This window comes from Paenibacillus sp. S150 (genome assembly GCF_019352175.1).
GTDB lineage: Bacteria > Bacillota > Bacilli > Paenibacillales > Paenibacillaceae > Paenibacillus_AQ.
Genome location: NZ_JACBYI010000099.1, coordinates 1 through 679, shown reverse-complemented (window position 1 = coordinate 679; position 679 = coordinate 1). Strand labels below are relative to the sequence as shown.

The following is a 679-nucleotide window of genomic DNA, read 5'->3' as shown; positions in this document are numbered from 1 at the left end:
GACCACCAAGACCATTCCGATAGAATTGAGATGTTCAGGCTCAAACGAAAGGAATGGTCAAAGATGGCAAACAAGAGCTATAGCCTAGCTCACACGAAGTGGATGTGCAAATACCATATCGTGTTCACCCCGAAGTATAGACGTAAAGAAATCTATAATCAAGTAAGGAAAGATCTAATCGAAATTTTCAGACGTCTATGTAAGTACAAGGGAGTTGAAATTCTAGAAGGACATATGATGCCGGATCATGTTCACATGTTGGTAGCAATCCCACCGAAAATAGCGGTGTCCACGTTCATGGGATATCTAAAGGGAAAAAGTTCGCTAAAGATATTCGAGAAGCACGCGGGGCTCAAATACAAATACGGGAATCGAAAATTTTGGGCAGAAGGGTACTATGTAAGTACTGTAGGTCTGAATGAGGCCACAGTAGCCAAATATATTCGTGAACAAGAAGCACATGACCAGGCAATAGATAAACTGAGTGTAAAAGAGTACGAAGATCCATTTAGTGATATAAGGAACAAAAAGAAATAAGCCCGTTTAACGGGTCAGTGAAAATGACAAATAACACTGAGCCTGAACAGAATTGCTGTCAGGCTAGCGTCTTTAGGCGCAGTTTGGCAACAAGGGGTTATACCCCAAGAGCAAACCACCCGTTGGACGGGTGGTCCTGATT

The 679-nt window shown here is 42.4% G+C and carries 1 protein-coding gene; it reads left to right on the top strand.

Going from position 1 to position 679, the window contains the following annotated elements; genetic code table 11:
* The first annotated feature begins 63 nt into the window (after positions 1 to 63).
* Positions 64 to 537, top strand: coding sequence for an IS200/IS605 family transposase (gene tnpA, locus HYD27_RS31720; protein ID WP_219221756.1), 474 nt, complete (start codon positions 64 to 66; stop codon positions 535 to 537).
* Positions 538 to 679: the final 142 nt, after the last annotated feature.

Excerpts from the sequence above, each read along its gene's own strand:
- tnpA (WP_219221756.1), top strand. The coding sequence starts at position 64 with ATGGCAAACAAGAGCTATAGCCTAGCTCACACGAAGTGGATGTGCAAA.